Raw genomic sequence first — 10,091 nt, forward strand, 5'->3', positions numbered from 1 at the left:
GCAATTCAGAACTTCATTCCAATTTTAGCTTTGGACGCTAGGGTAGAGTTGTAATGTCGGCGTATGAAAAGCAGATGTCGGGAGGAACCGCGCCACGGCGCGTGTTTTCGCTCGCTTTGCTTTTCTCCTTGCTATGTTCGACTGCACTGGTTGCCGCGAGCGGAAATGCGGCCGCTTTCGAGATCTTCGGCATCAAGCTGTGGGGATCGTCGGAGGATGAAGATGCCGACATCGTCGATCCGTTGCGCTATGCGGTGACCATCGAGGCGCCCGACGCCGACGAGGATCTCGCCGAGAAGCTCGAAAACGCCTCGGCGCTGAAGGACGACGAAGAACGTCCAGTCTCTGGTTCGCTCGGCCTGCTGGCCAAGGCGCGTGGCGACCGCGATCAGCTTGTCGCCGCACTTTATGCGGACGCCCGTTACGAGGGCGTCGTCACCATCACCATCGAAGGCAAGCCGCTCGACGATTTGCCGCCCGACGCCGAATTTTCGGGTCCGCAGCCGATTCCGGTGGTGATCAACATTGCGACCGGGCCGAAATTCACGCTTGGCGACATCAGGCTGGCGGGCGATGCGGCGGGGCTGGCGGGGGCCGATTTCGGCCTGATCGCCGGCGGCGATGCCGGTTCCGGTGCCGTGCTCAAGGCCGAGGCGTCGATCGTGCGGGCGCTCAAAGAGGAAGGCAGGCCGCTGGCCAAGGTGACGGAGCGCGAGATCATTGCCGACCACGCCACCTCGACGCTCGACGTGACGCTGACTGTGGCGGCCGGGCCGGTTGCCGGCTACGGCGACACCACGGTCGAGGGCACCGAAAAGGTCGACCGCGATTTCACCGAATATATGACCGGCCTGAAGCGCGGCCGCCAATATTCGCCGGAAGAGATCGACGAGGCGCGCGACCGCCTGCTCGGGCTGGAAGTCTTCAACAGCGTGACGCTGAAGGAGGCCGACAGTCTCGACGCCGACGGCAACATCCCGATCGGCGTCGAAGTGAGCGAGCGCAAGCCGCGCTATTTCGGCCTTGGCGGCACCTTCTCCAACACCGAGGGGCTCGGCCTTGAAGGCTATTGGGGCCACCGCAACCTGTTCGGCCGTGCCGAAAAGCTGCGCATCGAGGGCGCAATCAGCGGTATCGGCAGCAATGAGCTGACCGAGCTCAACTACAATGCCGGCATCATGTTCGAAAAACCGGGCGTGGTCGGGCCGGCGTCGAAATTCTTCGCCGGCGCCAACACCGTATTAGAGCATCCCGACGCCTACGACCATTTCTCGGTCAAGGGCAACACCGGCCTGTCTTATGAACTCGACAGGCAGCAGACGGTTTCCGCGGAAGTCGCGCTCGACTATTCGAAGATCACCGATTCCTTCGGCAAGCACACCTATCTGATAGCCAGCATTCCGCTGCGATATGTCTTCGACAACCGGGACAGCCGGCTCAATCCGACGACGGGATTCAGGGCGCTGGCCTATGCCGAGCCGAGCTACGACATTTTGAACGGTGCGGCCTTCGTCAAGCTGAGGGGCGAAGGATCGGCCTATCAGTCGCTCGACGCGGCCTCGAAGTTCGTCTTGGCCGAACGTGTCGCCATCGGCTCGATCATCGGTGCCGGCCTTCAGGATGTTCCGGCCGACCGACGCTTCTATTCCGGCGGCGGCGGTTCGGTGCGCGGTTATGCCTATCAGGGCATCGGTCCCAAGGACATCGACGGAGAGCCGATCGGCGGGTTATCCTTCTTCGAGACCTCGGTCGAGATGCGCATCGCCATCACCGACACGATCGGCGTCGTGCCGTTCGTCGATGTCGGCACCGTCTCGACCAATCAATTCCCGGATTTTTCTGGCATGAAGGTCGGCACCGGCGTCGGCCTGCGCTATATTACGCCGTTCGGACCGCTGCGCATCGATGCGGCGGTGCCGCTCAACCGGGGTCCCGATGACCCGCATTTCGGCATCTATGCCGGCATCGGCCAGGCGTTCTGATGACAATGTTCAAGCGCATCCTTCGCATTGTCCTTTACACGCTGCTCATCCTAGTGGCGGCAGTGGTCGGTGCGCTCGTCGTGCTGACCAAGACCGAGCGCGGCCGCGACAATCTCGCCGGCATCATCTCGACCGTGGCGTCAACCGATGACCGCAAGGTCACGGTCAGCGGCATCGACGGCATCTGGTCCGGCGCGCTGACTGTCGATCATGTCGTGCTGGCGGATCGCCAGGGCGCCTGGCTGGTGGCGCGCAAGGTGGCCGTCGACTGGTCGCCGCTGGCGCTTCTGTCGAAAAACTTCAGCGCCGGCCGCATCGCCGCCGATCGCATCGAGCTGGCGCGGCTGCCGGTGGCCGGCACGCAGCCGAACCAGGGTGGCGCCCCCACGCTGCCGGTGTCGCTCGACATCAAGCAGATCGACCTGCCAGAAATCGCGCTCGGGCAGGCCCTGGCCGGCAGCGGTATTGCAGAGCTCGCGGCCAAGGGTTCGTTCAAGGCCGACGCGGCGCCATTGGCGCTAGAAACCAGCCTCAACATCACCCGCCACGACGGCAAGCAAGGCAAGGTCGACGCCAACATCCATTTTGCGCCCGCCGACAACAAGCTCGATCTCGATCTGAAGGCATCCGAGCCGGCCGGCGGCATCATCGCCAATCTGCTCAAATTGCCGGATGCGCCGCCGATCAACGTCGTCGTCACCGGCACGGGGCCGGTCGCCAACTGGAGCGGCATCGGTACCTTCGTCGTCGACGGCCAGATCGTCACCCAGCTCACCGGTCGCCACCAACTCACCGACAAGGGCAACTATGTCGAGGCAAAGGGCGACGGCGATTTCCAGCGCTTCTTGCCGGACAATCTGAAATCCTTGTTTGCCGGCAAGACCAGTTTCGACCTTGCCGGAACCGCGATCGTGACGGGCGGCGTCGAAGTTGAGCGCGCCAGCATCGACAGCGATGCCGTGCATGGCACGGCCGCGGGCATCATCGACCCCAATGGCGCCAGCGACCTTTCGGTGGAGCTCGCCGCCAAAGGCCCACCGATCGTACTCAGCCTCGGCACTGCGGCGCAGCCCGTGACCGTCGCGATCACCGGCGCTACGGCCCGCGCGTTCGGCGGCGGCAAGGCGCCGATAGTCGACATCGGCGCGTCTCTGGTCTCGGTAGTGGCGGGCGGCACGCGGGTGGACGATCTGGTGGCTGAAATCCATTCCGACGGCTTCGATATCCAGGACCGCAGCGGACCGGTCACCATCAAGCTTGCGGCCGGCGGCCTGAACACCGACGTGGCGACGCTGGCGCCGCTGGTGACCGGCAGGGTGACCGCTGATCTCGCCGGGTCGGTCAGCAAGGACGAGATCGTCGTCGATCAAGGCACGCTGCGCAGCGATGCGCTCAATGCCTCGGTGACGTCCAGGGTGACGCTGGCCGATTTGGCGATGACGCTCAAGATGAATGCCGATGCCGTCTCGACTGCGCTGCCGCCGCAGATCCGCTCGGTTCTGGGCAAGCGCGTGACATTCTCGGCGACCGCGACCCGTGACCCGCAAGGTTCCTTTGCCGCCAATGCGCTGCAACTCACTTCAGGCTCGCTCAGCGCCAGCGGCACCGCCAGCGCGACGGGCACCGATATCCAGGCCGACATCAAGGGTACGCTCGGCGACGTTTCGGTGCTGTCGCCGATGGTTGGCGTACCGGTCGGCGGGGCCGTCGATTTCGCGCTGACGGCGAGCGGCGCGCGCACGGCGCCGGATTTCTCGGTCTCGGCCGACAGCGACAGCCTGACGGCGTCGGGCCGTACGGTCAAGACGATCAAGCTGACTGGGACGGGCAAGGCCGACATCGCCAATCCCGCTGCCGATGTCTCACTGACCGGGTCCGTCGATGATCAGCCGCTCGATCTCAGGGCATCGTTGATCACGCGTGACGGAAAGCGTTCCCTCAACGGGCTTAGCCTGTCGCTGGCCGACAACAAGGTCTCGGGCGATCTCGCTCTCGACGACAGCTTGCTGCCACTCGGCACGCTGACACTCGAAGCGCCCGATATCGGGCCGCTGGCCGCTCTTGCCGGGCAGACGGCGGCAGGCGACGTGCAGGGCAGCATCCGCCTCTCGATTGATGGTGGCGCGCCGACGGTCGCGATCGATCTGACGAGCGGGTCTATTTCGCGCGGCGATCTGACGGCAAAGACCACCGCCGTTAACGCGCTGGTCGCCAACTATCTCAAGGCACCGGCGATCTCCGGCACGATCAAGGCTGATACGGTCACATCGGGGGCCACCGTGATCAGCGGCATCGGTGTCGATTTGAAGCGCGAAGGCGACTGGACCGGGCTTTCCGGCGGCGCCACCGTCGCCGGCATTCCGGCCATGGTCGAAGGCAGGGTGAAGATCGCGGAGGGCACGACAAGCGTCGAGATCGCCTCGGGCGAAGCGACAATTCGCGGCATCAGGGCGGCGGTCGAGCAGCCATCGACCCTGAGCATCGCCAATGGCACGGCCAGCATCGAGAAGCTGATGCTCGATGTCGGCGGCGGATCGGTGACCGTGTCCGGCACCGCCGGCCCGACGCTCGACCTCGCGGCGGAGTTTTCCGCACTGCCGGCCGCCCTTGCCAATGATTTTTCACCCGGCCTCGACGCCGCGGGCACGCTCGGTGGAACGGCGCAAGTGACGGGACCGTCGGCAACCCCGGACATTCGTTTCAGTGCGCAGCTCAGCGGCGCCGAGACCCGCCAGACCCGCCAGGCGGGGCTCGGGCCGCTCACCTTCGATGCGGCAGGCAGTTTCTCGTCCGCCGGCGGCATTGCCATCGACCACGCGATGCTTGCCGGTAACAAAATTTCCGGCAAGGCCGCCGGCACCATCAACCCGAACGGCGCCAGCGATTTTGCGCTCGACCTGGCCTCGACCGGCCCGAGCCTGCCGCTGGCGCTTGGCAGCACCGAGAGCCCGATCAATCTCGAGTTGCAGGCGCTGTCGGTGGAGGTCGCGGGGCAGGGCATGCAATCGACGCTGAATATTTCCGCGACACTGCCGTCGGTCGCCACCAACCTCGCCAAGGCCGAAGGCATCGCGCTTGCGCTCCATTCCGACGCCTTCGATCTGAAGGGCCGGACAGGGCCGATCTCCGGCACGGTGACGGCGGACAAGATCGGCCTGGACAATCCAACCATCGCGCCGCTGCTCGCCGGAAAGATCACTGCCAAGGTCGCCGGCGATCTCGCTACCGATACCTTCGTCATCGACAGCGGCTCGGTGACGAGCGAGGTACTGGACAGCACCTTCGACGGAAGGGTCTCGCTGGCCGACGGCGCCATCGATCTCAACGTCAGGGCGGATGCGGCTTCCGCAGCACTGCCGGCGGCAGTGCGCGGCGTGCTCGCCGAGCGGACGCAGCTCAGCGCGGCACTGAAGCGCGACGCCAACGGCAATGTCACCGCCAACGCCATCAGGCTGGTATCAGGTGCATTCAGCGCCGACGGGCAGGCCAGCCTCGCCGACAACAATGTCAGTGCGGACGTCAAGGGCGCGCTGTCCGACATCTCGCTTCTGTCCGGGGATGCCAAGGGCGCCATAACGTTCGCGCTGAACGCGCAGGGCGCCGGTACAGCGCCGGACCTGTCACTGACGGTCGACAGCGACCGGCTTTCGGTGGCGGCGCGAGAAATCACCGGGCTAAAGCTCACCGCGACGGGGAAGGGCGACATCGCCAGCCCGGCGGCCGATATCTCGCTCACCGGATCCGTCAATGATGAGCCACTCGATTTCAAGGCGTCGCTGGTAACGCGCCAGGGAAAGCGGTCCATAGACGGACTAAGCCTGTCGCTGGGCGACAACAAAGTTTCGGGCGACCTTGCTCTCGACGATAGATTCCTGCCGCTCGGCACGGTGGCGCTGGATCTACCCGATATCAGTCCGCTCGCAGCCCTGGCGCTGGAAAAAGCTATCGGCGACGTGCGTGGCACGATCGTCTTCTCGAAGACCGGCAATGCGCCGAACGTCGCCATCAAGGCGACCACAGATTCAATTTCGCGCGGCGATCTTTCGGCAAAGACGGTCACCATCGATGCGCTGATTGCCAACTATCTCGCCGCACCGGTGATCTCCGGAACAATCCGTGCCGACAGCGTCACCTCCGGCGGCACCGTCATTCGCGGCATCGATGTCGATCTCAAGCGTGACGGCGACTGGACAGGCTTTTCCGGCGGCGCCACCGTCAAGGACATTCCGGCCAGGGCCGAAGGCAGGGTGAAGATCGCCGACGGCACGACAAGTGTCGAGATCGCTTCTGGCGAAGCGACCATTCGCGGCATCAAGGCAGCGATCGCGCAGCCGTCGACCCTGAGCATCGCCAATGGCACGGCCAGCATCGAGAAGCTGATGCTCGATGTCGGCGGCGGATCGGTGACCGTGTCCGGCACCGCCGGCCCGACGCTCGACCTCGCGGCAGAGTTTTCCGCGCTGCCGGCCGCCCTTGCCAATGATTTTTCACCCGGTCTCGACGCCGCGGGCTCGCTCGGCGGAACAGCGAAAGTGACGGGACCGTCGGCAGCCCCCGACATTCGTTTCAATGCGCAGCTCAGCGGCGCTGAGACCCGCCAGACCCGCCAGGCGGGGCTCGGGTCGCTCAATGTCGATGCGGCAGGCAGCTACTCCTCTGCCGGTGGCATTGCCATCGACCATGCGACGCTTGCCGGTGACAAAATTTCCGGCAAGGCCGCCGGCACCATCAACCCGAACGGCGCCAGCGATTTTGCGCTCGACCTGGCCTCGACCGGCCCGAGCCTGCCGCTGGCGCTTGGCAGCACCGAGAGCCCGATCAAGCTCGAGCTGCAGGCGCTTTCGGTAAAGGCTGCAGGGCAGGGCACGCAGCCGAAGCTCGATATCTCCGCTGTTCTGCCTTCGGCCGCCACCAGTCTAGCTAAGCTCGAGGGGCTCACCCTGGCATTGCACTCGGACGCCTTCGACGTGAAAAGCCGGACAGGGCCGATTTCCGGCACGGTGACGGCGGACAAGATCGGCCTGGACAATCCGACCATCGCGCCGCTGATCGCCGGGAAGGTCACCGCCAAGGTCGCCGGCAGTCTGGCGACCGACGCCATCGTCATCGACAGCGGGTCGGTTACGGGCGATGCGCTGAACAGCACCTTCAACGGAAAGGTCTCGCTGGCCGAAGGCGCCATCGACCTCAACGTCAAGACCGACGTCGTTTCCGCGGCGCTGCCGGCGGCAGTGCGCGGTGTGCTCGCGAAGCGGACAGAACTCAGTGCCGCGTTGAAGCGTGACGCCAATGGCAATGTCACCGCCAACGCGATCAGACTGGTGTCCGGCGCGCTGACCGCCGACGGGCAGGCCAGCCTTGCCGACAATAAACTCGCCGCCGACATCAAGGGCGCGCTGGCCGACATCTCGCTTCTGTCCGGGGATGCCAAGGGCGCCATCGCCTTCGCGCTGAACGCGCAAGGCGCCGGCACCGCGCCCGACCTGTCGCTGACGGTCAACAGCGACCGGCTCTCGGTGGCCGAACGCGAGATCACCGGGTTGAGGCTCACCGCCACCGGCAAGGCCGATGCCGCCAACCCGGCGGCCAATGTCCAACTGACCGGAAATGTCGCGGGCCAGCCCCTGCAAGGCCGTGCCGTGCTGGCGACGTCAGACGGCAAGCGCGCCATCAGCGGGCTTTTGCTGTCACTCGGCAAGAACCGGGTATCAGGCGACCTGGCACTTGACGAGGCGTTCGTGCCTGATGGCACCGTGGCGCTCGACCTGCCTGATATCGGACCGCTCGCAGCCCTTGCGCTGGAAAAGGCGGAAGGCGACGTGCGTGGCACGATCGTCTTCTCGAAGACCGGCAGTGCGCCTGAGGTCACCATCAAGGCTTCGACGGCTTCGATTTCACGCGGCGATGTTTCGGCAAGGACGGTCACTATCGATGCATCGATCGCCAACTATCTCGCGGCACCGGTGATCTCCGGAAAGATCCGCGCCGACAGCGTCACCTCCGGCGGCACCGTCATTCGCGGCATCGATGTCGATCTCAAGCGTGACGGCGACTGGACAGGCTTTTCCGGCGGCGCCACCGTCAAGGACATTCCGGCCAGGGCCGCCGGCCGCGTCAGGGTCGCCAACGGCACGACGACCGTCGAGCTCACCTCCGGCCAGGCGACCATGCGCGGCATCAAGGCGGCGATCGCTCAGGCCTCGACCATCACCATCGCCAACGGCACGACCAGCCTGGACAAGCTCGCACTCAACCTCGGCGGCGGCACGGCGACGGTTTCGGGCAAGGTCGGGGAGGCGCTCAATCTCAACGCGACGCTGGCGCGGGTGCCGATGTCGCTCGCCAACAATTTCTCGCCGGGCCTCGATGCCGCCGGCTCGATATCGGGCACGGTGAAGGTGACGGGCGCGCCGGCCAATCCGGCCGTCGCCTTCAAGATCGACGCCGCAGGCGTCCAGACGTCGCAGACCCGCGGTGCCGGTTTCGGCGGCATGGGCGTTTCGTCCTCCGGAACATATTCTGGCAACAGGCTGACCTTCGACGCCAGCATGAGCGATGCCGCCGGTCTCGGCCTCAAGGGCGGCGGCACGATGACGACATCAGGCACGCCCACCCTTGATCTCGACTTTGCCGGCAAGGTGCCGTTCGCTTTCCTCACCCGGACACTTGCCGCGCAAGGCCTGTCTTTGAGCGGCACGGCCGACGTCAATTTGAAGGTGCGCGGCCCGGCGACGTCGCCGGTGATCACAGGCACGGTCCGCACGTCAGGTGCCCGCCTGATCGATGCACGCTCGGGACTTGCGATCAACGATATCACCGCCGATGTGGTGATCGGCGGTGGCGTCGCCAGGATCAACCGCCTGACTGGCACGTTGTCGACGCGCGGCAGCCTGTCGGCCAGCGGCACGGTCGGCATCAATCCGGCGCAAGGTTTTCCAGCCGATCTGTCGGTCAAGCTCGTCGACGGCCGCTACACCGACGGCAGGGTGGTCACCGCCAACCTCAGTGGCGACCTGACCATCAAGGGGCCGCTCGCGTCGGCGCCGGTGATCTCGGGTACGATCAACCTGGCCAAGACCGTCATCACCGTTCCCGAAAAGCTGCCGGGCTCGCTTGCGGCGCTCGACGTCAAGCACAAGAACGCACCAGCCGCCGTGCGCGCGCAGGACAAGGCGTTGCGCCCAGCGACGGCGAGCGGCAGCAGCGGCGGCGGCGGCCTCAACCTCGATGTCAGGGTCAACGCGCCGAGCCAGATCTTCATCCAGGGCAGGGGTGTCGATGCCGAGCTTGGCGGTTCGCTGCGGCTGACCGGCCCGGCATCGTCGCCGCAGGCCGTCGGCACCTTTACCTTGCAGCGCGGGCGGCTGACGATCCTCGCCAAGCGGCTGACCTTCACCGAAGGCACGGTCGGCTTTTCCGGCTCGCTGGTGCCTTATCTCAACCTCACAGCGACATCGACGACGAGCAGCGCCACCGTCACCATCGTGGTGTCGGGCGAGGCGACCAATCCGAAATTCAACTTCTCGTCGGTGCCGGCGCTGCCGGAAGACGAGGTCCTGGCGCAACTGATTTTCGGCCGCTCGATGTCGAACCTGTCGCCGCTGCAGATCGCCCAGCTTGCCGAAGCCGCCGCGCAGCTGGCCGGTGTCGGTGGCTCGACCTCGCTGCTCCAGAACCTGCGCAGCGCGATCGGCGTCGACGATCTCGACGTCATCACCGACGAGGAAGGCGGCACCGCGGTCTCGGCGGGCAAATATCTCAACGACCGCACCTATGTGACCATCCAGAAGGGCGACAAGCCGGGTTCGGGCAAGGCGGCGATCGATCTCGACGTCGGGCGCGGCGTCAAATTGCGCGGCGAGGCCACAGACGCCGGCGAAGCCAAGGGCGGCGTTTTCTACGAGCGCGAGTACTGAAGCCGGCCGACGCGAGAGGGTCTGGCAATCCGACAATTGTCGCCGTTTTGGCACCCCGTCCGGGATCGGCTGGCGCTGTGCAAAGCTTCGCGCATGACGCCGGAAATCGGGACCGATTCTCGGTTGGACTAGAGCCTTTCGCATTTAGGTTGACTTGTATCCGGCGTTTTCGATGTAGTTTCGGCATTCCAGT

General features: G+C 65.4%; 2 protein-coding genes. Both read left to right on the top strand.

What is annotated here, in order from left to right:
• Nucleotides 1-53: 53 nt before the first annotated feature.
• Nucleotides 54-1,982, top strand: a complete 1,929-nt coding sequence (locus tag ACWUKX_RS21710; protein ID WP_065006756.1) for an autotransporter assembly complex protein TamA — start codon at nucleotides 54-56, stop codon at nucleotides 1,980-1,982.
• Nucleotides 1,982-9,898, top strand: coding sequence for a translocation/assembly module TamB domain-containing protein (locus ACWUKX_RS21715; protein ID WP_456008879.1), 7,917 nt, complete (start codon nucleotides 1,982-1,984; stop codon nucleotides 9,896-9,898). Before ACWUKX_RS21710 ends, ACWUKX_RS21715 begins: the two co-directional genes overlap by 1 nt.
• Nucleotides 9,899-10,091 lie beyond the last annotated feature (193 nt).

The sequence above is a fragment of the Mesorhizobium sp. f-mel genome, from assembly GCF_053850215.1.